Source organism: Jiella sp. M17.18, from assembly GCF_041027365.1.
Lineage (GTDB): Bacteria > Pseudomonadota > Alphaproteobacteria > Rhizobiales > Rhizobiaceae > VKMB-3413.
In genome coordinates this window covers 87,176-107,919 of record NZ_JBFTEH010000006.1, presented here as the reverse complement: position 1 = coordinate 107,919, position 20,744 = coordinate 87,176, and the positions used below count along the sequence as shown (strand labels likewise).

General features: G+C 70.4%; 19 protein-coding genes and 2 pseudogenes. 13 read left to right on the top strand and 8 right to left on the bottom strand.

Annotation, left to right across the window (positions count from 1 at the left end):
• Positions 1 to 30 precede the first annotated feature (30 nt).
• The 6 genes from hemC to AB5S17_RS12895 all read left to right on the top strand — a co-directional run bounded on the left by hemC (position 31) and on the right by AB5S17_RS12895 (position 7,366).
• The gene (gene hemC, locus AB5S17_RS12920) at positions 31 to 969 is read left to right on the top strand and encodes a hydroxymethylbilane synthase (protein WP_369239946.1); all 939 of its coding nucleotides are present in this window, start codon (positions 31 to 33) and stop codon (positions 967 to 969) included.
• A gap of 37 nt (positions 970 to 1,006) precedes the next feature.
• Complete coding sequence (locus tag AB5S17_RS12915; protein ID WP_369239944.1) at positions 1,007 to 1,705, top strand: uroporphyrinogen-III synthase; 699 nt, start codon at positions 1,007 to 1,009, stop codon at positions 1,703 to 1,705.
• 136 nt (positions 1,706 to 1,841) lie between these two features.
• The gene (locus tag AB5S17_RS12910) at positions 1,842 to 4,388 is read left to right on the top strand and encodes a COG4223 family protein (protein ID WP_369239942.1); all 2,547 of its coding nucleotides are present in this window, start codon (positions 1,842 to 1,844) and stop codon (positions 4,386 to 4,388) included.
• A gap of 10 nt (positions 4,389 to 4,398) precedes the next feature.
• Positions 4,399 to 6,054 (top strand): heme biosynthesis protein HemY, encoded by a 1,656-nt coding sequence (locus AB5S17_RS12905; protein ID WP_369239940.1) that lies wholly within the window; start codon positions 4,399 to 4,401, stop codon positions 6,052 to 6,054.
• A gap of 51 nt (positions 6,055 to 6,105) precedes the next feature.
• A complete protein-coding gene (locus AB5S17_RS12900) occupies positions 6,106 to 6,573 on the top strand; it encodes a TerB family tellurite resistance protein (RefSeq protein WP_369239938.1) in 468 nt (155 codons plus the stop codon).
• Positions 6,563 to 7,366, top strand: a complete 804-nt coding sequence (locus AB5S17_RS12895) for a glutamine amidotransferase (RefSeq protein ID WP_369239936.1) — start codon at positions 6,563 to 6,565, stop codon at positions 7,364 to 7,366. The genes AB5S17_RS12900 and AB5S17_RS12895 overlap by 11 nt, the downstream gene beginning before the upstream one ends.
• 118 nt (positions 7,367 to 7,484) lie before the next feature.
• On the opposite strand, the gene AB5S17_RS12890 is transcribed toward AB5S17_RS12895, so the two are convergent.
• The 3 genes from AB5S17_RS12890 to betI all read right to left on the bottom strand — a co-directional run bounded on the left by AB5S17_RS12890 (position 7,485) and on the right by betI (position 10,206).
• The gene (locus AB5S17_RS12890; RefSeq protein ID WP_369239934.1) at positions 7,485 to 7,676 is read right to left on the bottom strand and encodes a hypothetical protein; all 192 of its coding nucleotides are present in this window, start codon (positions 7,674 to 7,676) and stop codon (positions 7,485 to 7,487) included.
• Positions 7,677 to 7,912: 236 nt separating this feature from the next.
• Entirely contained in the window at positions 7,913 to 9,604 is a 1,692-nt protein-coding gene (betA, locus tag AB5S17_RS12885; RefSeq protein WP_369239932.1) for a choline dehydrogenase, read from the bottom strand.
• Positions 9,601 to 10,206 carry a transcriptional regulator BetI gene (gene betI, locus AB5S17_RS12880; RefSeq protein WP_369239930.1) on the bottom strand — a complete coding sequence of 202 codons (606 nt, stop codon included), beginning with the start codon at positions 10,204 to 10,206 and terminating at the stop codon, positions 9,601 to 9,603. The genes betA and betI overlap by 4 nt, the downstream gene beginning before the upstream one ends.
• Positions 10,207 to 10,492: 286 nt before the next feature.
• On the opposite strand from betI, the gene AB5S17_RS12875 reads away from it, so the two are divergent.
• From AB5S17_RS12875 to grpE, 3 genes and pseudogenes are all read left to right on the top strand, one after another.
• Positions 10,493 to 10,897: a helix-turn-helix domain-containing protein gene (locus tag AB5S17_RS12875; protein ID WP_369239928.1), complete on the top strand. Its 405-nt coding sequence runs from the start codon at positions 10,493 to 10,495 to the stop codon at positions 10,895 to 10,897.
• On the top strand, positions 10,890 to 12,002 hold the full coding sequence (gene hrcA, locus AB5S17_RS12870; RefSeq protein ID WP_369239926.1) for a heat-inducible transcriptional repressor HrcA: 1,113 nt from the start codon (positions 10,890 to 10,892) through the stop codon (positions 12,000 to 12,002). The genes AB5S17_RS12875 and hrcA overlap by 8 nt, the downstream gene beginning before the upstream one ends.
• Before the next feature lie 195 nt (positions 12,003 to 12,197).
• Positions 12,198 to 12,854, top strand: a pseudogene (gene grpE, locus AB5S17_RS12865) (nucleotide exchange factor GrpE); the annotation flags it as partial.
• Positions 12,855 to 13,009: 155 nt separating this feature from the next.
• On the opposite strand, the gene AB5S17_RS12860 reads toward grpE, so the two are convergent.
• Both AB5S17_RS12860 and folD read right to left on the bottom strand, forming a co-directional pair.
• Entirely contained in the window at positions 13,010 to 13,525 is a 516-nt protein-coding gene (locus tag AB5S17_RS12860; protein ID WP_369239924.1) for a methylated-DNA--[protein]-cysteine S-methyltransferase, read from the bottom strand.
• Between the two features lie 102 nt (positions 13,526 to 13,627).
• Positions 13,628 to 14,533 (bottom strand): bifunctional methylenetetrahydrofolate dehydrogenase/methenyltetrahydrofolate cyclohydrolase FolD, encoded by a 906-nt coding sequence (gene folD / locus AB5S17_RS12855; protein ID WP_369239922.1) that lies wholly within the window; start codon positions 14,531 to 14,533, stop codon positions 13,628 to 13,630.
• A 484-nt stretch (positions 14,534 to 15,017) separates the two neighbouring features.
• Here folD and AB5S17_RS12850 point away from each other — a divergent pair, with 484 nt between their 5' ends.
• The 4 genes from AB5S17_RS12850 (at position 15,018) to AB5S17_RS12835 (ending at position 17,633) form a co-directional block, all read left to right on the top strand.
• On the top strand, positions 15,018 to 15,521 hold the full coding sequence (locus tag AB5S17_RS12850; RefSeq protein WP_369239920.1) for a prolyl-tRNA synthetase associated domain-containing protein: 504 nt from the start codon (positions 15,018 to 15,020) through the stop codon (positions 15,519 to 15,521).
• On the top strand, positions 15,518 to 16,543 hold the full coding sequence (trxA, locus tag AB5S17_RS12845) for a thioredoxin (RefSeq protein WP_369239918.1): 1,026 nt from the start codon (positions 15,518 to 15,520) through the stop codon (positions 16,541 to 16,543). The genes AB5S17_RS12850 and trxA overlap by 4 nt, the downstream gene beginning before the upstream one ends.
• A gap of 121 nt (positions 16,544 to 16,664) precedes the next feature.
• Positions 16,665 to 17,342, top strand: coding sequence for an LON peptidase substrate-binding domain-containing protein (locus AB5S17_RS12840; RefSeq protein ID WP_369239916.1), 678 nt, complete (start codon positions 16,665 to 16,667; stop codon positions 17,340 to 17,342).
• A 96-nt stretch (positions 17,343 to 17,438) separates the two neighbouring features.
• On the top strand, positions 17,439 to 17,633 hold the full coding sequence (locus AB5S17_RS12835) for a Trm112 family protein (RefSeq protein ID WP_369239914.1): 195 nt from the start codon (positions 17,439 to 17,441) through the stop codon (positions 17,631 to 17,633).
• A 69-nt stretch (positions 17,634 to 17,702) separates the two neighbouring features.
• On the opposite strand, the gene AB5S17_RS12830 is transcribed toward AB5S17_RS12835, so the two are convergent.
• The 3 genes and pseudogenes from AB5S17_RS12830 to cysD form a co-directional block, all read right to left on the bottom strand.
• Positions 17,703 to 17,882 (bottom strand): hypothetical protein, encoded by a 180-nt coding sequence (locus tag AB5S17_RS12830; protein ID WP_369239912.1) that lies wholly within the window; start codon positions 17,880 to 17,882, stop codon positions 17,703 to 17,705.
• The gene (gene cysN, locus AB5S17_RS12825) at positions 17,879 to 19,639 is read right to left on the bottom strand and encodes a sulfate adenylyltransferase subunit CysN (protein ID WP_369239910.1); all 1,761 of its coding nucleotides are present in this window, start codon (positions 19,637 to 19,639) and stop codon (positions 17,879 to 17,881) included. The genes AB5S17_RS12830 and cysN overlap by 4 nt, the downstream gene beginning before the upstream one ends.
• Positions 19,639 to 20,565: pseudogene (cysD, locus tag AB5S17_RS12820) on the bottom strand (sulfate adenylyltransferase subunit CysD); the annotation flags it as partial. The pseudogene cysD and the gene cysN, both read right to left, overlap by 1 nt.
• Positions 20,566 to 20,744: the final 179 nt, after the last annotated feature.

Below are 20,744 nucleotides of genomic sequence, written 5' to 3'. Positions count from 1 at the left end.
CAGGGGCCGGGAGCGGAAAGGGAGATTGCGGTGGCGACGAACGAGGTGATCCGGATCGGCACGCGCGGCAGCCAGCTGGCGCTGGCGCAGGCGAGCGAGGTGCGCGCGCGGCTGATGGCGGCGCACGGCCTGCCGGGGGAGGCTTTCGACATCGCGGTGATCTCCACCTCCGGCGATCGCATCCAGGATCGGCCGCTGTCGGAAGTCGGCGGCAAGGGCCTGTTCACAAAGGAGATCGAGGCGGCGCTTCTCGACGGGCGCATCGACATCGCGGTGCATTCGTCGAAGGACATGGCGACGGTGCTGCCGGAGGGTCTCAGGATCTCCGCCTTCCTGCCGCGCGAGGACGTGCGCGACGTCTTCATCGGCCGCACCGCGAAGACGATCGCCGACCTGCCGCAAGGGGCGACGATCGGCTCGGCCTCGCTGCGGCGCCAGGCGCTCCTGAAGCGCCTGCGGCCGGACCTCAACGTCATCACCTTCCGCGGCAACGTCCAGACGCGGCTGCGCAAGCTGGAGGAAGGCCAGGCCGACGGCACGCTCCTCGCCATGGCCGGGCTGAACCGCATGGACATGCAGCACACGGCAACCGAGATCCTGTCGGCCAAGGATTTTCCGCCGGCGCCGGGGCAGGGCGCGATCTGCATCGAGAGCCGGATCGGCGACGGCCGGGTGGATGGCCTCGTCGCGGCGATCGCCGATGCCGCGACGGCCGTCGCTCTGACCGCCGAACGCGCCTTTCTCGCCGAGCTCGACGGCTCCTGCCGGACCCCGATCGCCGCCTATGCGCATCACCGCGAGGACCGGACGCTGACGCTGCACGGCGTGATCCTGACGCCGGACGGGACAGGGATGCACGAGACCTGGCGCACCGGCATCGACGAGGATGCCGAGGCGATGGGTCGGCTCGCCGGCCGCGACGTCCTGGAGGCCGCCGGACCGGATTTCTTCAAGGGCTGGGCGGAGTAGCGCCGTTGCACCCGGCGACGTCGCACGGGACCATCCCATGGCCCGTGTCCTGATCCTGCGCGAGGCTGCGGATGCCGGGCGCACGGCGTCGGACCTCGCCGCGCTCGGCCACGAGCCGCTCCTCCTGCCGGTGGAGGAGACGCGCAGCCTCGACGATCCGCCGCCGCCGGGCCGCTTCGCCGGTTTCGCCGTCACCAGCGCCCGGGCCGTTCCGGCGCTCGCCGCACATTTTCCCGGCGACGCGCGCCCGGTCTTCGCCGTCGGGGAGCGGACCGCAGCGGCGGCGCGGGCTGCGGGCCTGCCGCATGTGCAGGCCGCTCCGGGCACGGCCGATGCGATCGGGCAGCTCGCGCTGGCGACCGGGCTCGAGCCGGGGGATCACCTTCTTTACGCCGCGGGGCGACGGCGGACCGGCACGCTGGAGACGGCCCTGACAGCAGCCAGCCTCGGCTTCGCGGTCTGGGAGGTCTATGCCGTCGTGCCGGTCGAGCCGGACGCGGCGGTCGTGCGCGCGGCGCTCGGCGGGGTGCCGCCGGATGCCGTCCTCATCCTGTCGGCGGGCCAGGCGGAAGCCTTCGGCCGTCTCGCCGCGCGCCACCCCGGCCTCTTCGAGCCGCTGCCGACGCTGCTTGCGCTGTCCGCCCGGATTGCCGAAGCGTTGCCGCCGGCGCTGGCGGGCGCTGCGCGAATTTCGCCGACCCCGCGCCTTGCCTCGCTTTTCGAATGGCTGGGATAACCTAGTTTGGGCCGATGGAACGAGACGACCCTTGCACGATCCAGGGGAATGAAGGACCAATGCGCTTGACGTGTGCCGCCGAGATTCTGCCATTGGCTGACCGGCCGGCCCAGCCGGCAAGAATGGAGCGAACTCGATGACCAACCGTCCCCGGCGCTCGCGGCCGAAGAAGACGCGCGGCCAGACGATCGACCTGACAGCGGAAAAGAAGACCAATTTGAGCGACGGCGACAAGGACACGGCAGGATCGAAGACCGCTTCGGCGCAGACGGGCAAGCCCGCGGCGGCATCGGCACCGCAAACGCCGGCGGCCGAAACCGCCAAGACATCGGCTCCCGCTGCTGCGGCCGGCGAAGCCAAGCCCGCCGCGGCGGCATCATCGCCCTCTGCATCCGCCACGCCCTCGGCGGCCTCCGGCGTCCGCGACGGCGGCCCTTCGCCGCGATCGAGCAGCGCGGTCGCGAGCTCCCCGGCGACGGCTCCGGCTGCGGGAACGCCCGCCGGTGCGACGGCCGCCTCCGGCAAGGACGAGGCGACGCGCAGCTTCGCCACCGAGGAGGGGCTGGACCCGAAGGCCGCACATCCGTCGAAGCCCGGCGGGCCCGAGGATGCCGGCCGTGCGCCGGCTCCGTCCGCGACCGGCCCGAAGACCGCGACCGGCTCCGCCGGTCCGGGCGAACAGGCGGCGACGCGTGGCTTCGCGGCCGAGGAAGGCCTGCAGCCGAAGGGCACCTCGGCGACTGGCTCGGCCGCATCCGGTGCATCCCGGCCCGCTGCCGCCGCGACGGCCGCATCGCCGAGCGCCGGCGCCGCAAAGTCCGCGGACGCGGGGACGGCCACCGGCGGCGCGCCGGCCGCTTCCTCGGGATCGGGCAAGACCGGCGCGGCAGCCGCAATTCCAGCCGCTGCGGCCGCTTCCGCCGGCGCGGCAAAGGCATCCGACACGGCGAGCAGCCCCTCCGGATCGGCGACGAAGCCGGCGGACAGCAAGCCGGCCTCCGGCTCGTCGGCGTCTCCCTCTTCTGCCGCGGCCAAGCCGGCCGCCTCCACCTCGTCCGGTTCGTCTTCGTCGACCTCTGCCGCATCCGGCTCCACATCGTCGGGGACCAAGCCCGGTTCGACGACACCGGCGGGATCGGGGGCATCGTCCGGCGGCGGCGCGTCGACGGGCACGCCGCGCACGACCACCGCGGAGCCGCCCAGGCGGTCCGGCGGCGTCGGCTTCGGCGGAGCGCTCGCGGCGGGGCTGATCGGCGCGGTGGTGGCGCTCGGTGCCGCGTGGGTGCTGCAGGCGAACGGCTATCTGCCGGTGTCCGGTTCGGGCGGCCAGCAGACCGTTGCAGGTGGCCAGACGGCCGGCAATTATGCGTCGGCGCAAGACGTGAAGTCGCTGGGCGACCAGGTTGCGCAGCTGAAGTCGTCGGTGGCGCAGCTGCCGCAGACCGCCTCGGGCGGCAATGGCGGCAGCGGCGATCAGGTGGCGGCGCTGTCGCAGCGGGTGGATTCGCTTCAATCCAGCGTGAGGTCCGCCGCCGACACGGCGCAGCAGGCCGCGCAGACGGCCGAGGCCGCCAACAAGACGGCCGGCTCCGCCCGGCAGGCGGTCGCCTCGGCGACCGACGCGGCGAAATCGGCGCAGCAGGCGGCGAACCAGGCCGCGACCACCGCGAACGCCGCCTCGCAGACGGCCGGCGGCGCGCAGACCTCCGCCGTGCAGGCGCAGCAGACCGCCTCGGCGGCCCAGAGCGCAGCCAGCAATGCCCAGCAGGCGGCCGAAAAGGCGCAGTCGACCGCCGCCAAGGCGCAGGACACAGCCAGCGGCGCGCAGCAGGCGGCCAATGCGGCCCAGCAGGCGGCGGGCAAGGCGCAGCAGTCGGCCGATGCGGCGTCGCAGGCGGCGCAGAAGGCCCAGCAGACGGCCGAGGCGACGGGCCAGCAGGTCACCAAGACGCTCTCCGGTCTCGACGATCGCATCGCGGCAATCGAGGCGAGCAACAAGCGCGCCGAGACGGCGCTCGCCGCGGCCAACCTCAAGTCGGCGATCGATCGCGGCGGGCCGTTCATGAGCGAGCTCGAGAGCTATGCGCGATCGTCCGGCTCCAGCCAGTCGACGGAAGCGCTGCGGAACTACGCCGCCAACGGCGTGCCCTCCGAGCGCCAGCTCGCGGCGCAGTGGCCGGATGTCGAGAACCAGATTGCCGCCAGCCTGTCGCCGCCGCAGCCGCAGGCGCCGGTGCAGGACCAGGTCTGGTCGGGCCTGCGCTCGCTCGTTCAGGTGCGTCCGGCAGGGCCGGCGCCGGCGAGCCAGTCGGGCCCGCCGGCGATCCTGTCGCGCATGAACGCCGATATCCAGTCGGGCGACCTCAAGGCGTGGCAGAGCGAGTGGCAGAAGCTGCCGAAGGACGCCCAGCAGGCGAGTGCGGACTTTGCCGACAAGGTCGCCGCGCGGCTGACCGCCGAGCGCGTCGTCTCCGGCGCGCTCTCGCAGGCCATCCAGCCGCAGCAGTCGGGCCAGCCGCAGCAGTCGGGCGAGGGCGGCGGCAGCGGCCAGGGCCAGCCGGGGCAGAGCGGCGGCAATGGCGGCCAGAGCGGCGGAAACGGCGGAAGCGGCAGCCAGGGCGCGTCCGGCAGTGGCGGAGCCGGCGGGTCGACGCCCGCTCCGACCGCGCAAACCCAGGGCTAAGGAATCAAGAATGCTGCGTATCCTCGCCTTCTTCCTCGTCGTCCTCGCGGCCGCGCTCGGATTTTCCTGGCTCGCCGACAATCCGGGGACGGTGACCTTCGTCTGGCAGGGCCAGCAGGTCGAAACCAGCCTGATGGTCTTCCTGATCGCGCTGGCGGTGCTGATCTTCGCCGTGCTGGTGGTGGTCTTTCTGGTGCGGGCCTTCTTCAAGACGCCGGGCGCGATCGGCGGCTGGTGGGGCAAGCGCCGGCGCGACCGCGGCTATTCCGCGCTGTCGAGCGGCATCATCGCGGCCGGGGCCGGCGACGCCGTGCTCGCCCGTCGGATGACCAAGCGCAGCGCCAAGCTGCTCGACACCCGCAAGGAGCCGCTGATCCGCTTCCTCGATGCGCAGACGGCGATGATCGAGGGCGACCACGCCCGCGCCCGCTCGGTGTTCGAGCAGATGGAGCGCGATCCCGAGACGCGGCTTCTCGCCATGCGCGGCCTGTTCCTCGAGGCCGAGCGCGTCGGCGACGAGGGCGCGGCGCGCTACTATGCCGAGCGCGCGGTGCGGATCGCGCCGCATGTGCCCTGGGCCGGCGGCGCGGTGCTCGAATCGAAATCGCTGGCCGGCGACTGGGACGGCGCGCTGGAGATCCTCGAGGCGCAGAAGAACACCCGGCTCATCGACCGCGACGAATCGAAGCGCACCCGCGCCGTGCTGCTCACCGCCAAGGCGATGCAGCTCGCGGACGCCGACCCGAAGGGCGCCAAGCGCGCCGGCATCGAGGCGCACGAGCTGGCGCCGGATCTCGTGCCCGCCGCGCTGGTCGCGGCGCAGGCGCTGTTCCGCCTCGGCGATCTGCGTCGCGGCGCCAAGATCCTCGAGAAGAGCTGGACCTACAGCCCGCATCCCGAGATTGCCGAAGCCTATGTCGACGCGCGGCCGGGCGACTCCGTCGAGGACCGCCTGCGGCGTGCCCGCAAGCTCCACGACCTGAAGCCGAACCACGTGGAATCGGCGATGTGCCTCGCCCGCGCGGCGCTCGACGCCGGCGACATCGACCTTGCCCGCAAGTCGGCCATGGAAGCGCTGGAGGCCGAGCCGCGCGAGAGCGTCTACCTGCTCCTCGCCGACATCGACGAGGAGGGCGGCGAGGCCGGCCGCGTGCGCGAATGGCTGTCGCGGGCGATCCGGGCGCCGCGCGATCCGGCCTGGACCGCCGACGGCATGGTGTCGGAACATTGGGCGCCGGTTTCGCCGGTGTCCGGCCGGATCGACGCCTTCCGGTGGAAGGTGCCGGTGGAGCGCATCCGCAATGGCGACGCGCCGGTGATCGAGGCGGAGCCGGGCGAGAACGCCAGGACGATCGAGGCCGCCCCGGCCGCCGGGACGAGCGCCGCGCCGGTCAATGTCGGTGCCGCGACGCACGAAGCCAAGCCTGCAGCAGCTCCCGAGAAAGGGGCCGCGACGGTGGGCGCCGGCGAGCCGGCTGCTTCCACCGTGTCGCTGCAGACCGCGCCGGTCGACACCGCCGAGGTCGCAGGCTCGCAGCGCACCAACGGCGCCGGCGTGCCGGTGTCGACGACGGCCGCGGCAAAGCCGCAGACCGGGCAGGGAGAGGTCGCCGAAAAGGCATTCGGGCGCACGAGCGAGGAACGCAAGGCGGCGCGCTTCGGTTAGCCTCTCGCGGCGGGAATCTCCCGCCGCCGACCCGCCTGAAGACGGAGCACGATGTTCGAAGCCTTTCGAGATTTCATCCGCACGCTTGCCGATGACGAGCCGCGCCGCCGGAGCGATCCGGCCGACGAGGTGCAGGTCGCGGCGGCTGCCCTGCTCTTCCACATCGTCGATGCCGACGGGATCGTCACCACGTCCGAGCGCCTGCGTCTGAGGGAGGTGCTCGGCACCGAATTCGGCCTCGCGCCGGCGGAGGCCGACCGGATCGCCGAAGCCGGCCGCGAGGCCGACCAGGAATCCGTCGACCTCTATCACTTCACCTCCATCCTGAAGTCCCGGTTGGGGGAGGAGCAGCGGATCCGGTTCATCGAGCTCTTGTGGGAGGTCACCTATGCCGACGGCGAGGTGCACGAACTCGAGGACAACCTGATCTGGCGCATCTCGGAGCTGATGGGCGTGTCAACGCGCGACCGCATGCTGATGAAGCGCCAGGCGGCGGACAACAGCGGAGTTGCCGACTGACGCCATGGCCTATCTCCAGGACACGCGATCGGACGCCGCGCGCACCGTTCACGACGCCATTGCCCACCACCACTTCATCCTCGACGGGACGGACCCGCGGCCCGTCCTGATCGTGCTGCACCAGGAGACGTCGACGCCGGGGCGCGTCGGCCAGATCCTCTCGGCCCACGACGTCAAGCTCGACATCCGCCGCCCGGTGATGGGCGACGCGCTGCCGACGACGCTCGACGACCATCGCGGCGCGATCGTCTTCGGGGGCCCGCCGAGCGCCAACGACACCGACCCGCATCTCGTCCAGGAGGTGAACTGGCTCGACGTGCCGCTGAAGGAGGAGCGCCCGTTCCTCGGCATCTGCCTCGGCGCGCAGATGCTCGCCAAGCATCTCGGCGCCAGGGTGGGTCCCGATCCGGAAGGATATGCCGAAGTCGGCTACTACCCGCTGAAGTCGACGACCGAGGGCCGCCTGCTCCTGCCGCACTGGCCGGAGATGGTCTACCAGTGGCATCGCGAGGGCTTCGACCTGCCGCGCGATGCGACGCTGCTCGCCGCCGGCGAGCGCTACCCGAACCAGGCCTTCAGCTACGGTCCGGCCGCCTATGGCGTGCAGTTCCACGCCGAGCTGACGTTGGCGATGATGTATCGCTGGACGACGCGCGGCCATGAGCGGATGAAGCTGCCGGGCGCGCAGGGCCGGCGCGCCCATTTCGAGGGACGCGCGATCTACGACGCGCCGGTGAAGCGCTGGCTGGAGACGTTCCTGGCGCGGGTTTTCGGCCGGAAGGCGGATGCTTGAGGCTGCCGCCTGTCAGCACTCTCGATAAGACGGTGAAGAGCTATTTCCACCCGGGACTGGCATCAGCCGGGGTTGCCGGAGAATTCCGCGGATGGCCGACCCGGTTCGGCGAGATCCCTCAGTCGTTGGCCGGCGTCCCCGCCTTCGCGCGGCACGCCGCCCGCTGCTCCGCCCGATCGAGCCGCTCCAGCAGTTCCGCCAGGTCGAGCGGCAGCGTCTCGCTATAGCTGAAGAGCGCGCTTTGCCGGAAGCCGGGCGCGATGCGGGAGCGTCCCCGCTGGTCGACCCACTCGTCCGCCCGTCCGCGCATTTTTCCAGCCTCTGTCGAAAATCCTTTCCTGCACAAGCAAAGTGGTCGCAGATCGGTTCCGACCGTCGGGCGCATTTTTTCGGCTCCGGCGCCATCGAAATTCTGTAACGATTTCAATCGCAACCGGCTTGCCGCGGCGCCGGTCTCGCACCGGCGCCCGCAACCGCCGTCGGGACGAAAATTCACCCTTGTTAATCAAGGGGTCGCAGGGCCGGCGGGGCGCGTTGCCGCTGCCGTCAGCGCTGCTTTTCACGCCAGTCGGGATTGATCCAGGGCGTCATCTCCGTCTCCGGCGGGAGCATGCCCTGGCCGAGGATGTGATCGGCCGCCTTCTCGCCCACCATGATCGAGGGGCCGTTGAGATTGCCGTTGGTGATCCGCGGGAAGATCGAGGAGTCGGCAAGGCGCAGGTTCTCCGTGCCGATCACCCGGCATTCCGGGTCGGCCACGGCCTCTGCGTCGTCCGCCGCGCCGAGACGGGCTGCGCCGCACGGATGGTAGGCGCTCTCGGCGTGCTCGGCGACGAAGCGGTCGAGGTCTTCGTCGCTCTGCGCCTGTTCGCCCGGCTGGATCTCCGGCCCGCGATAGGGATCGAAGGCGGCCTGCGCGAAGATTTCCCGGGTAAGGCGGATCGCCTTGCGGAAATCCGTCCAGTCGTCGGCGTGCGACATGTAGTTGAAGCGGATCGAGGGCGCCGCGCCGGGATCGCTGCTCTTCAGCCGGATCACGCCGCGCGACTTCGAGCGCATCGGGCCGACATGCGCCTGCCAGCCATGGCCGGGGGCCGCCGCCTTGCCGTCGTAGCGGATCGCGCCGGGCAGGAAGTGGTACTGGATGTCGGGATATTCGACACCGGCGGCCGAGCGGATGAAGGCCGCCGCCTCGAAATGGTTGGTGGCGCCGTAGCCGGTGTGCATCAACATCCATTCCAGCCCGACGCGGCCCTTGGAGAACAGCGAGAGATAGCCGTTGAGGGTGATCGGCTGGATGCAGGTCTGCTGGATGTAGAGTTCCAGGTGATCCTGCAGGTTCTGCCCGACGCCCGGCCGCGGCACGCGCGTCCTGATGCCGACGCGGTTCAGTTCGGACGCGTCGCCGATGCCCGAATGCATGAGGATGAGCGGCGAGTTGATCGCGCCGGCCGCAAGCACGACCTCGCGCCGGGCCTTGACGAGGCCGGTGCGCCGGCCGCGCCGGACGTTGACGCCGACCGCGCGGGCGGAGTTGTCGCCGCCGAAGGCGACCGACGTGACGTTCGCATGGATCAGCCGGCAGTTGCCGCGGGCCATGGCGGGCCTGAGATAGGCGTTGGCGGCAGACCAGCGGCGCCCCTGCCAGATGGTCTGCTGCATCGGGCCGAAGCCCTCCTGCTGGCGGGCGTTGTAATCCTCGGTGACGGGATAGCCGGCCTGCCGGCCCGCTTCGACGAAGGCGTCGTAGAGCGGGTTCTTCATGTCGCCGTTCTTGACGTCCAGCGGGCCGGAGGTGCCGCGCCAGGCGGGGTCGACGCCGCGCCCGGCGCCGCCGTGGAAGTTCTCCATCCGCTTGAAGTAGGGCAGCACGTCGGCATAGGCCCAGCCGGCCGCGCCCTGTTCTGCCCAATGCGCGTAGTCGAGCGCGTGGCCGCGCACATAGACCATGCCGTTGATCGAGGAGGAGCCGCCGATCACCCGCCCGCGCGGCGTGACGAGGCGCCGGCCGGCCAGCGTGTCCTCGGCTTCGGCCTTGTAGCCCCAGTCGTAGCGCGGCATGTTCATCGGGAAGGACAAGGCGCCCGGCATCTGGATGAAGGGCCCGGCGTCCGAGCCCCCCGCCTCGATCACAAGCACCTCGTACTTGCCGCTCTCCGACAGGCGGTAGGCGAGGGCGGAACCGGCGGAGCCGGAACCGACCACGACGTAATCGGCTTCATCGATGGTGGTCGTCATGGGGCGATCTCCGCGTCGATGAACCGTTCGATCATGGCCGCCGCTGCGCGCGGATCCGGCTGGGTCAGGGGGGTGAGGGCCTGGCGCAGCCATACGCCGTCGATCATCGCGCCGGCGGCCGCGGCGATCCGCGTTGCGGCCGGCACGCCGGCGATCGGCGAGAGCGCCGAGACCAGATTGGTCTCCAGCCGGCGGAAGTAGATGCGGAGCAGCCGCGCCGCCTCGCCGGAGCGGCGGGCATAGGCATAGAAGACCAGCCAGGCGGCGATGGTCTCGCGGGTGAATTGGCCCTCGTCGAAGCAGCCCTCGACGATCGCACTCACCCGCTGGCGCGGCGTCTGCGCCGCCCGCAGGCGCCGGGTCACGCCGGCGCGGAAGTTGCGCAGGAGATGGCGCATCGCGGCGATCATCAGATCGTCCTTGGTGCCGAAGTAGTGGTGGACGAGGGCGGGGGAGACGGAAGCGCGTGCGGCAATGTCCGCCACGGTCACCTCCAGCGTGCCGGCTTCCTCGATGGCGCCGACGGCCGCGGCGATCATCGCCTCGCGCCGTTCCTTCTCGGCCCCGCTGCGGCCGGCTCGTCGTGTGGTCAGACTGGACATGCGGTGCAGCATAGAGAACCTGACTGATCCGTCAATCAAACGACCTTCGCGGAAGTCGCTCAAGGGGCGCGACCCAAGGAAGCGACGCGCTTCACGCCGGTCGACACGATGATGTGAGGGCCTCCGGACGCCTTGTTCCGCGAATGCCTATTGCGTCCGGACAAGCCGTCTCGCACGAAGCCCGCAAAGGCCCCCACAGATTCCGCAACACGTGCGTGCTGCGAAGGCTGTCGCGGCGACCTCCTTGGTTGCTCCTGTTCCTCGCCTCTGCCTCGAAAGGCCCGGCATGCAAAGGTACCGCGCGATCGACGTCTGCGTCGGGCAAAGGCTGCGCGAGATCCGCATCTCCGCCGGCCTGTCGCAGGCCCGACTCGGATCGGTCCTCGGCCTGACGCCTCGGCAGATCCAGAGCTTCGAGGACGGGACGATGCGGATCGGCGCGGGCCGGCTCTACGAGATCTGCCGGATTTTCAGCGTCACGCCGGTGGCCTTCTTCGAACGGGTCGATGGAGAGGGGCCTGCGAAGGCGCCGGTTCGGTCCGCTCCGCAGCGCTCGGATCGGACGAGCGGTGCCGCCGAAAGCCTTGCCGGCGGCCTATCCGGCGTCTGCGCGCCTGCGCAACCTCTTCCAGAGCGCGCCAAGCCTCCCTATACTGACGGCATGACCCCAACCGGCTTTCGCCATGACTGATTTGCGCATGCCCGTCAGTGACTTGGCCAATGCGTCCGCGGCCGTTCTCGACGAGCGGGCGCGGGAGATCTTCCGGCTGATCGTCGAAAGCTATCTCGACCTCGGCGAGCCCGTCGGCTCGCGCATGCTGTCGAAGCTCTTGACGAATTCGCTCTCGCCGGCCTCGGTCCGCAACGTGATGAGCGACCTCGAGACGCTCGGCCTCATCTACGCGCCGCATGTCTCGGCCGGCCGGCTGCCGACCGAGCTCGGCCTGCGCTTCTTCGTCGACGCCTTCCTGGAAGTCGGCGACCTCGCGCCTTCCGAGCGCGACGAGATCGAGGAGAAGGTGCGGCTCATCGGCGACGGGCGGCCGATGGATTCGCTCCTGACCGAGGCGAGCAACCTCTTGTCCGGCCTGTCGCGCGGGGCCGGCATCGTCCTGACGTCGAAGTCGGATCTCCGGCTGAAGCATATCGAGTTCATCCGCCTGGAGCCGACGCGGGCGCTCGCCGTCCTCGTCGGAGCGAACGGCGAGGTGGAGAACCGGCTGTTCGACCTGCCGGCCGGGGTGACGGCGTCGCAGCTCCTGGAGGCGGCGAATTTCCTCAACGCCCACGTGGTGGGCCGCACGCTATCGGAGGCGAAGGACCGGATCGCGCGGCTGAAGGACGAGACCGCCAGCGCGCTCGACACGCTTTCGCGCGAGCTGGTGGACCGGGGGCTCGCGGTCTGGTCCGGGGCCTCGGCCGACCAGCCGGCGCGGCTGATCGTGCGCGGACGCGCCAACCTTCTGGAGAACGTCACTGCCGCCGAGGATCTGGAGCGGCTGCGGCTCCTGTTCGACGACCTCGAGACCAAGAGCGGCATGATCGAACTGCTCGGCCTCGCCGAGACCGGCTCGGGCGTGCGGATCTTCATCGGCTCGGAGAACAAGCTGTTCTCGCTTTCCGGCTCCTCGCTCGTCGTTGCGCCCTACAGGGGCGGCACCGAGAGCGTCATCGGCGCGGTGGGGGTGATCGGCCCGACGCGGCTCAACTACCGGCGCATCGTGCCGATGGTCGACTACACCGCGCGGATCGTCTCGCGGCTGCTGACGCGCGGCTCGGCGTCCGGCAAGGCTTGATTTCTCGGCGCCGCAATTCGATATCCGGCAGCGATAACGAATTCGTGCTGCAGGGCCGAGGCCGCCGCATCAGGTGGCGGCACGGCCTGCTGCGGCTCCAAAGCAGGAAGACGGGGTGATATCAGGATGACGAGCGAGACCGGCAAGCGCGACGAGGACAAGCTCGGCCCGCAGGGCAAGCCCGGGCAGGCGGGAGCCGAGGCCGCAGAGCGCCAGGCGGCCGCCAACGGCAATGGCGGCGAGGCGGCCGATGCGCCGGCGAGCGGCTTTGCCGACAGTGACGCTGCGGCCAAGGCCGACCAGGAGCGGATCGCCGCGCTCGAGGCGGAGAACGCCGACGTGAAGGACCGCATGCTGCGTCTCGCGGCGGACATGGAGAACCTTCGCCGGCGCACCGAGCGCGAGATCAAGGATGCGCGCACCTACGCCGTGACGAGCTTCGCGCGTGAGATGCTGTCGGTCGCCGACAATCTGAACCGGGCGCTCGACGCCGTGCCGCAGGAGCACCGGCAGGACGAATCCTCCGGCCTGAAGGGCCTCATCGAGGGCGTCGAGGTCACCGAGCGCGGCCTGCTCGCGTCGCTGGAAAAGCACGGCGTCCGTCGGCTCGAGCCGGAGGGCCAGCGCTTCGACCCAAACTTCCACCAGGCGATGTTCGAGGTTCCCAACCCGCAGGTGCCGAACAATACGGTCGTCCAGGTCGTGCAGGCCGGCTACGCCATCGGCGACCGCGTGCTGCGGCCGGCCATGGTCGGCGTGTCGAAGGGCGGCCCGAAGCAGGCGGCCGGCGAGGCCAAGCCCGCCCAGGAAACGCGCGAGGGCGCGACCGGCGAGCCCGGCAGCGCCGCCTGAGGCACCCGGCGGCCTGATGCGGCCGCTGCGGTCATCGATGCCGATCGAAGAATGCGGGGAGGCGCCGGGCGAGATCGTCCGGCGCCTCTTCCGTTACGGGATGGCCGCTGTCGATCGCGCCGATTCCGGCCGAGGGGCCGGCTCGGGCGGAAGCCTCAGAACAGCGAGAGCTGGGCGGGTTCGGCGCCGGCCGCGTTTCCCTCCAGCCGCAGCAGGAAGCGCTTTACCGGCAAGCCGCCGCCGAAGCCGGTGAGCGAGCCGTCCGACCCGATGACGCGGTGGCAGGGAAGGATGATCGGAAGCGGATTGTCGCCGCTCGCCCGCCCGACGGCCTGAGCCGCTCCCGGCGCACCGACCATGGCCGCGATCGCGCCGTAGCTGCGGGTTTCGCCGAAGGGAATCTCCGCGAGGATGCGCCAGACCTGTTCCTGGAACGGCGAGCCGCGAAGATGGAAGGGCACGTCGAAGCGCCGAAGCTCTCCCTGGAAATAGGCAGCCAGCTGGCGCTCGATCTCGCGGAAGGGCTCCGCGTCCTGCCGCCACTCCGGCCGCGGCGCGGCGGCGCCGTGCCTGCCGGGAAAGCGCAGGACATGCAGCGCCTCGGTGTCGCCGGCGAGCAGCAGCGGGCCTACCGGACTGTCGACATGGGTGTAGGACAATGCCAGCGCCATCTGCGCAACCCGCCTCGGTGGGGACGCTGCCGATCCAGATCGTTCTCGGCGCGTCCGTGTGGGGCGCGCCGGATGGCCGGCGCTCCGAACGCGACTATGCGCTCAGAATCGCGGCGGCTCCAGACCGGCGGCGCGACAGGCCGAGACGAGCGTGTTCGCCATCAGCATGGCGATGGTCATCGGCCCGACGCCGCCCGGCACCGGCGTGATCGCCGCGGCCTTCTGAGCGGCCGAGGCGTAGGCGACGTCGCCGACGAGGCGGGTCTTGCCCTCGCCCTTCTCGGGCGCGGCGATCCGGTTGATGCCGACGTCGATCACCACTGCGCCGTCCTTGACGAAGTCGCCGGTGATCATCTCCGGCCGCCCGACGGCGGCGACGAGGATGTCCGCGCCGCGGCAGACGCCGGCAAGATCCCTGGTGCGGGAATGGGCGATCGTCACAGTGGCGTTGGCCGCCAGCAGCAACTGTGCCATCGGCTTGCCGACGATGTTGGAGCGGCCGACGACGACGGCGGTCTTCCCGGAGAGGTCGTCGCCGAGGATGCTGCGGATGAGGAGCATCGATCCCGCCGGCGTGCAGGGCACGAAGCCGGCCCCTCGCGCGCCGGTGGACAGGCGGCCGACATTGACGAGGTGGAAGCCGTCGACGTCCTTGTTAGCGTCGATCGCCTCGATGACCTTCGCCTCGTCGATCTGCTTCGGCAGCGGCAGCTGGACGAGAATGCCGTGAATGGCGGGATCGGCATTCAGCGCGGCGATCCGGTCGAGCAGCGTCGCCTCGCTGGTATCAGCGGGCAGCGTGAACTTCTCCGACCTGAAACCGCACTCGGCTGCCATCTTCGCCTTGGAGCCGACATAGACCTGGCTTGCCGGATCCTCGCCGACGATCAGCACGGCGAGCCCCGGCACGACGTCCGCCTCGCGCTTCAGCCGCGCGGTCTCCGCCTTGACCCTCTCGACGATCTGCGCCGCGACGGCCTTGCCGTCGATCCGCCGTGCCTCTGCCATTTCGAGCTCCCGGATTGTCTTCAAGGGCGGTGCCGCCCGCTTCATAGACAGGCGGATCGCGGGGGAAAAGAGGCGCGGACGAGCGGTTTCACCTGTGACCGACGTCACAGCGCCGGGGCCGGCCGGCATCTATGTTCTCTTCATCGGCGAACGATCGATCGCCGTCGCATCCCCGGGCGGCGTCTCCCACGCCGACCCTCGGACCATCTGCCGCCGAGTCCCGCCCCGCGCTTGCCGGCATGATGAGAGCGGACCCTCGGCTCCCCCGGTCGAGGGTCCGCAGCCGTTTGCGGGCGCGCCCTGTCGCCCAGCGTTTCCGCCCGACCGCGACCCCCGGCCCCGGCCATCGTCCGCCCGAGCCCGGCGCGACGGATGCATCTTCCTGCGGCCGAGGACCCTTCGCATCGCGGGCCGTTTCCGCTATGGCGGGTAAACTTGGAACGCGATGGGGACTGGGGCCGTGGCGGCAGGGCGAGACGATCTGATGCGGTATCTCGACGGCCTCGGCATTGCCGTGACGACCGTCGACCATCCCGCGGTGTTCACCGTGGCGGAGAGCCAGGACATCCACCGCGCCATGCCGGGCGCCCACACCAAGAACCTCTTCGTCAAGGACAAGAAGGGCCGCATCTTCCTCGTCGTCGCCGAGCACGGCACCGAAGTCGACCTGAAGGGGCTGCACAAGCGGATCGGCGCGCAGGGGCGGCTGTCCTTCGCCAGCGCCGAGGCGATGCAGGAGCGGCTCGGCGTCACGCCCGGCTCGGTCACCGCCTTCGGCGTCCTCAACGACACCGAGGGCGCCGTCAACGTCGTGCTTGATGAGCGGCTGCTCGCATACGATATGGTCAACTGCCATCCGCTGACGAACGAAGCGACCACGACGATTGCGACGGCGGATCTCATGGCGTTCTTCCGATCCACCAGCCACGAGCCGCTCGTCATCGGGCTCGAGGCCACCGACACCGACGGCGACGGGCAAGACCGATGAGCAACAATCCCTACGGCAATTCCTCGGGCGGCTACGGCCGGCAGACCACGACCACGGGTGGGGCGACAGGCGCCCGGCCTGCCGCAGGCCCGGCACCGGCCGCCGGCCTCTCCGGCTTCGGCGCTGCCGCGGGGCCGGCTCCGGCCGACCTGATCAAGGACACGACGACGGCGAAGTTCTCCGCCGACGTGATCCAGGAATCGCGGCGCCAGCCGGTCCTCGTCGACTTCTGGGCGCCGTGGTGCGGCCCGTGCAAGCAGCTGACGCCGATCCTCGAGCGGGTCGTCAAGGCGGCCGGCGGCAAGGTCAAGCTCGTCAAGATGAACATCGACGACCATCCGGCGATCGCCGGCCAGCTCGGTGTCCAGTCGATCCCGGCGGTCTTCGCCTTCGTCGGCGGCCAGCCGGTCGACGGCTTCATGGGCGCACTGCCGGAGAGCGAGGTGAAGGCCTTCATCGACCGCCTGACGAAGGGGCAGGGCGGCGCGGGCGACGACCCGATCGCCGAGGCGCTGGCGGAGGCGAACACGCTTCTGGAGCAGGGCGACGCCGGCAATGCCGCGCAGCTCTTCGGCGCGATCCTGCAGCACGAGCCGGGCCATCCCGGCGCGACGGCGGGTCTTGCCGAGTGCTACATCGCGGCGGGCGATGCGGGCCGCGCCAAGGCGCTGATCGACCAGGTGCCGGCCGACAAGGCGGAGGACCCGGCGGTCGCGGCCGTGCGCACCAAGCTCAAGCTCGCCGAGGAGATCGCCGAGCTCGGCAACCCGGCACAGCTGCAGGCGCGGATCGAGGGCGACGCGGACGACCATCAGGCGCGCTACGACCTGGCGCTGATCGCGCAGGCGAAGGGTGACCGCGCCACCGCGGCCGGCCATCTCCTGGAGATCATCCGGCGCGACCGCAGCTGGAACGACGACGGCGCGCGCAAGAAGCTGCTGGAGTTCTTCGAGGCCTGGGGGCCGAGCGACCCCGCCACCAAGGAAGCGCGCCGCCGGCTGTCGTCGCTCCTGTTCTCCTGACGGATCGGCCCGCGCGGCCGGCGATCGGTCGCCAGTGCGCGGGTTGCCGCAGTCGCCCGCCGCTCTCTTGAGATCGCTCGTCCGGCTCCCAAATGCGAGAGGAGTGTCACGGAGGCGGCGATTGGTTCAGGCGGGCAACTTCACATACACGGACGAGTCCGACCTTCCGGCGGTGGCGCCGGTCTTTCCGCTCGGAGGGGCGCTGCTCCTGCCGGGCGGACAGCTGCCGCTGAACATCTTCGAGCCGCGCTACATCGCGATGATCGACGATGCCGTCGGCTCCGATCGCATCATCGGCATGATCCAGCCGCGCCTCGATGGCGCCCAGCGCTCCGACGGCGAGCCGGAACTCTGCCAGGTCGGCTGCCTCGGCCGCATCACCTCGCTGACCGAGACCGGCGACGGCCGCTACATCATCAACCTGCACGGGATCGCGCGATTCCGCGTGGTCGAGGAACTGCACCGGCACAAGCCCTATCGGTGCTGCCGGATCGCGGCCTTCCTCTCCGACCTCGACTTCGGCGCGGGTGCCGGCGATGTCGACCGCGACTCGCTGCTGAAGACCTTCCGGCAGTATCTCGAGGCCAACCAGCTGGAAGCGGACTGGGATTCCGTCAGCCGCGCCTCGAACGAGACGCTGGTCAACGCGCTGTGCATGATGTCGCCCTATGGCGCGGCGGAAAAGCAGGCGCTGCTCGAGGCCCCGGACCTGAAGACGCGGGCCGAGACGCTGATCGCCATCACCGAGATCGCGCTGGCGCGCGAGGGCGACGACGGGGCGCCGCGGACGCTGCAATAGGCGGGCCAGGATGCCGGTCTTTGCCGGCGGCCCGTTCGGCGCTAGACATCGGCGGCGCCGAGACCATCGCAGCGACAGCCAGGACGGAAGACGACGATGAACGACCGCCAGAAGGCCGGACAGCCGGATCCCAAGCTCCTGGAACTCCTGGTCTGCCCGCTGACCAAGACGCAGCTCGTCTACGACCGCGAGAGGAACGAGCTGATCTCCAGGGCCGCCAAGCTCGCCTATCCCATCCGCGACGGCATCCCGATCATGCTGCCGTCCGAAGCGCGCGAACTCGACGCGTAGCGCGGCTGCCGTCCGGACCGGAAATGCCCCGCGAGCCGGTTCCGCCGGTCTCGCCTCCTCAAGATCGCCCTATCCGAGGAGCCCCGCGGTGAAGGCGAGGCAGAGAGCGACGGCGCCCGCCAGCAGCGCGAGTTGCAGCACCGGCACCGGCGGGTGGTAGGCCCGGTGCTCGCCGCCGATCGGGCGGAACCCGCGGCCGTCGAGGCAGGCGCTGCCGGCGCAGGTCTCCAGGTTCGGCTCCCGGCTCATATGCCGCCTCCGTCACCCACCGTCGTCGGATCGTCCGGCCGCTTCGGCTCCGGTGCCTGGCTGGCGCCGAAGGCGACCGCGAGGAACGGCCGGAGCGCGAAGTCCAGGAGGGCGAGGACGAAGATCAGGCCGAACTCCATCCCGAACAGGAGCGCCAGGAATGCCACCAGCATCGACCCGGCGATCCGGGCGCGCAGGATCGCGTCCCGCCGCTCCACAGGGGCGTTGGCTGCCTCCCCGAGCCACATCGTGGCGAGGCGCCGGGGCAGGCTCTGCGGCGCCGCCGTCGCGGCTGCCGCGGAAGCCCCTGCCGGGTCCCGGCCGGCAGCCGGTTCGCGGGTCGCGCGCCGCACGACGCCGAGCGCCGCCGTCTCGTTGGTGATCGCGTCGATCAGGATGAACGAGCCGAGCTCCCGGTTCTCGGCATAGGGCGCGGCGACGACCGGCCGGTCGGTGGCGATCGTCACCTTGCCGATCTCGTTCATCAGGAGCGCGTTCGCCGGCTTCTCCTCGTAGGAATGGATGTCCACCGCCGCGTCGAGCGACCGCACGCTTGCCGGCGTCTGGCTGGAGGCGAGCTTCAGCACGAAGCGCCCGCCGGGAACCAGCGGCCGGTCGACCATCCAGAGAAGGTCGGCTTCGAAGCCACGGCCGACCGCGACGGCATCGCCGGGCGCGACCAGTACATCACCGCGGGAGACGTCGATCTCGTCGGCGAGCGTCAGCGTCACCGCCTCGCCGGCCCCGGCCTCCTCGACCTCGCCATTCGGGCCGTAGACGCCCTTAATCGTGCTCCGCCGGTCGCCGGGCAGGACCGCGATCGGGTCGCCCTTGGCGATGTGTCCGCCGACGATCGTGCCGGTGAAGCCGCGGAAGTCGAGATTCGGCCGGTTGACCCACTGCACCGGCAGGCGGAAGGGCTCTGCGGCGGCGTCGAAGGTCTCCGGCTGGACGCTCTCCAGCCGCTCCAGCAGGGTCTCGCCGTCATACCAGGGCGTGTTCTCGGAGCGCTTGGCGATGTTGTCGCCGTTCTTCGCCGACACCGGCACGAAGGTGACGTCGGTGAAGCCGAGCGCCGGCAGGATCGCCTCGTAGTCCCGGCGGATCGCCGCGAAGCGCTCCTCGGAGAAGTCGACGAGGTCCATCTTGTTGATCGCGACGATCACCGACTTGATGCCGACGAGCGAGGTGATGAAGGAGTGCCGCCGCGTCTGCGGCAGGATGCCCTTGCGCGCATCGACGAGGATCACCGCGAGCTCGGCCTGGCTCGCGCCCGTCGCCATGTTGCGGGTGTACTGCTCGTGCCCCGGCGTGTCGGCGATGATGAAGGCGCGCCCGCCCGTCGAGAAATAGCGATAGGCGACGTCGATGGTGATGCCCTGCTCGCGCTCGGCCGACAGGCCGTCGACCAGCAGCGCGAAGTCGAGGTCCTCGCCCGTCGTGCCGAACTTCTTCGAGTCGCGCTTCAGCGCCTCCATCTGATCGTCCAAGACCGCGTTGGTCTCGTAGAGCAGGCGGCCGATCAGCGTCGACTTGCCGTCGTCGACCGAGCCGCAGGTGATGAAGCGCAGGAGCGATTCCGCCGGCGAGACCAGCGGCTGCATGTGCGCCTGCGGATCGACGACGGGAAGGCTTTCGGTGTCCGCCTGATCCGGCGCGGGGCCGGCGAAGGTCTCGTCCTCCAGCGCGGCCGCGGGGGAGGGCGTCGCCCGGTCGGCCTCGTCGGGAAGGCGCTGGTCGCGAAGTGCGCTGGTCATCAGAAATAGCCTTCCTGCTTCTTCTCTTCCATCGAGGCGCCGGAGTCCTGGTCGATCACCCGGCCCTGGCGCTCGGAGACGCGCGAGCCGCGCATCTCGGAGATCACCGCGTCGAGGGTCTGCGCCTCGGATTCGACGGCGCCGGTGAGCGGGTAGCAGCCGAGCGTGCGGAAGCGGACCATCATCGTCTCGACGCTCTCGCCGGGTCGCAGCTCCATCCGGTCGTCGTCCCGCATGATGAGGGCGCCGTCACGCTTCACGATCGGCCGCGGGGCGGCGAAATAGAGCGGTACGACCGGGATCTTCTCCAGCGCGATGTAGTCCCACACGTCCTGCTCGGTCCAGTTGGACAGCGGGAAGACACGGAAGCTCTCGCCCTTCTTCTTGCGAGTGTTGAACAGCCGCCAGGGCTCCGGGCGCTGGTTCTTGGCGTCCCAGCGGTGCTCGGGCGTCCTGAGCGAGAAGATCCGCTCCTTGGCGCGGGACTTTTCCTCGTCGCGCCGCGCGCCGCCGAAGGCCGCATCGAACTTGTAGATGTCGAGCGCCTGCTTCAGCGCCTCGGTCTTCATCACGTCGGTGTGGACCCGGCTGCCCGAGGCGAACGGGTTGATGCCGCGCTTCAGGCCTTCCTGGTTCGTATGGACGATCAGGTCGATGCCGAGTTCCCTGGCGCGGCGGTCGCGGAACTCGATCATCTCGCGGAACTTCCAGGTCGTGTCGACATGGAGGAGCGGGAAGGGCGGCTTGCCCGGCGCGAAGGCCTTCATGGCGAGGTGCAGCATGACCGCCGAGTCCTTGCCGATGGAATAGAGCATCACCGGGTTCTCGGCCGTCGCCGCCACCTCGCGGATGATGAAGATCGACTCCGCCTCGAGCCGCTGCAGATGGGTCATGTGCTTCATGGCTGGAAGCCTTTTCGTTGTAGTTGCTGCCGGTTCGGCAGCATGTCCTTACAGGCTGTCGGCGCTGATCAAGCTGGCGTCTTCGTTTTCGCCTTCATCCTCGTCCCCGAGGATAAAGAGTCGGACTTTTTGCCCGACCTCGCTGGCAGGTTTCTTCTCCCCCGTGGGGAGAAGTCCCGGCAGGGGATGAGGGGGAGGCCCCT

Excerpts from the sequence above, each read along its gene's own strand:
- AB5S17_RS12915 (WP_369239944.1), top strand. The coding sequence starts at position 1,007 with ATGGCCCGTGTCCTGATCCTGCGCGAGGCTGCGGATGCCGGGCGCACG.
- AB5S17_RS12910 (WP_369239942.1), top strand. The coding sequence starts at position 1,842 with ATGACCAACCGTCCCCGGCGCTCGCGGCCGAAGAAGACGCGCGGCCAG.
- AB5S17_RS12905 (WP_369239940.1), top strand. The coding sequence starts at position 4,399 with ATGCTGCGTATCCTCGCCTTCTTCCTCGTCGTCCTCGCGGCCGCGCTC.
- AB5S17_RS12900 (WP_369239938.1), top strand. The coding sequence starts at position 6,106 with ATGTTCGAAGCCTTTCGAGATTTCATCCGCACGCTTGCCGATGACGAG.
- AB5S17_RS12890 (WP_369239934.1), bottom strand. The coding sequence starts at position 7,676 with ATGCGCGGACGGGCGGACGAGTGGGTCGACCAGCGGGGACGCTCCCGC.
- betA (WP_369239932.1), bottom strand. The coding sequence starts at position 9,604 with ATGACGACCACCATCGATGAAGCCGATTACGTCGTGGTCGGTTCCGGC.
- betI (WP_369239930.1), bottom strand. The coding sequence starts at position 10,206 with ATGTCCAGTCTGACCACACGACGAGCCGGCCGCAGCGGGGCCGAGAAG.
- AB5S17_RS12875 (WP_369239928.1), top strand. The coding sequence starts at position 10,493 with ATGCAAAGGTACCGCGCGATCGACGTCTGCGTCGGGCAAAGGCTGCGC.
- hrcA (WP_369239926.1), top strand. The coding sequence starts at position 10,890 with ATGACTGATTTGCGCATGCCCGTCAGTGACTTGGCCAATGCGTCCGCG.
- AB5S17_RS12860 (WP_369239924.1), bottom strand. The coding sequence starts at position 13,525 with ATGGCGCTGGCATTGTCCTACACCCATGTCGACAGTCCGGTAGGCCCG.
- folD (WP_369239922.1), bottom strand. The coding sequence starts at position 14,533 with ATGGCAGAGGCACGGCGGATCGACGGCAAGGCCGTCGCGGCGCAGATC.
- AB5S17_RS12850 (WP_369239920.1), top strand. The coding sequence starts at position 15,018 with ATGCGGTATCTCGACGGCCTCGGCATTGCCGTGACGACCGTCGACCAT.
- trxA (WP_369239918.1), top strand. The coding sequence starts at position 15,518 with ATGAGCAACAATCCCTACGGCAATTCCTCGGGCGGCTACGGCCGGCAG.
- AB5S17_RS12835 (WP_369239914.1), top strand. The coding sequence starts at position 17,439 with ATGAACGACCGCCAGAAGGCCGGACAGCCGGATCCCAAGCTCCTGGAA.
- AB5S17_RS12830 (WP_369239912.1), bottom strand. The coding sequence starts at position 17,882 with ATGAGCCGGGAGCCGAACCTGGAGACCTGCGCCGGCAGCGCCTGCCTC.
- cysN (WP_369239910.1), bottom strand. The coding sequence starts at position 19,639 with ATGACCAGCGCACTTCGCGACCAGCGCCTTCCCGACGAGGCCGACCGG.